This is a genomic window from Streptomyces narbonensis (assembly GCF_014649015.1).
Taxonomy (GTDB): Bacteria; Actinomycetota; Actinomycetes; order Streptomycetales; family Streptomycetaceae; genus Streptomyces; species Streptomyces narbonensis.
Genome location: NZ_BMSF01000089.1, coordinates 1 through 925, shown reverse-complemented (window position 1 = coordinate 925; position 925 = coordinate 1). Strand labels below are relative to the sequence as shown.

The window sequence follows — 925 nt, the reverse complement described above, 5'->3', positions numbered from 1 at the left end:
TTTTATATAATTTTTTTTATTTTTTAATAACGCTTCAGCAATTTCAAGATTTGCAGCATACTTAGATTTATTAGATAAAACTAACTTATCTTCTCCTGAAGTAGCTAAAATATGAATTTCATGAGAACAAAACCCACCTATTGAACCATTCTCTGCGTTTACTGAGCGGTAATCAACATTACAACGTTTAAAAATACGATTGTAAGCATTATACATATTTTTATATGTATTATCTAAACATTTATTATTAATATGAAAAGAATAAGCATCTTTCATAATGAATTCACGTGCCCTTATTAAACCAAACCTGGGTCTAATTTCATCACGAAATTTAGTTTTAATTTGATATAATATTAATGGTAATTGCTTATACGAATGAATTTCGCGACGTATTAAATCCGTAATAACTTCTTCATTAGTTGGACCAAAACATAATTCTCTTTTATTACGATCTTTAAATTTTAATAATTCTGGACCATAATTATCATAACGTTTAGATTCTTTCCATAATTCTAGAGGTTGTAGAGATGACATAAGTACTTCATTAGCTCCAATTAATTCCATTTCATGACGTATTATATTTTTAAATTTTTTTAAAACTCTAATACCAATAGGCAACCAAGTATAAATTCCAGAAACTAACCGTCTAATCATACCGGCCCGTAACATTAATTTATGACTAATAATTTCAGCTTTTGATGGGATTTCTTTTAATGTTAAAATCAATAATTTACTAGCTCGCATATAATGTATCCACTTTACATAAATTTAATATTACCACAAGCAACCCAACGGGAAGTGGTTATAAAGTGTAAAACATACTTTACAACGAATATCAGATTTAATTATACTTGTAATGAGTATAACACGTAATGTTGAATAATTATATATGGAGAAGTAAAAATAAATAAAACTAATCAACGGG

General features: G+C 26.9%; 1 protein-coding gene. It reads right to left on the bottom strand.

From position 1 onward, the window contains the following. Positions 1–744 (bottom strand): proline--tRNA ligase (proS, locus tag IE124_RS36245; protein WP_189513911.1); only part of this gene is annotated, 744 nt, incomplete at its 3' end. Positions 745–925: the final 181 nt, after the last annotated feature.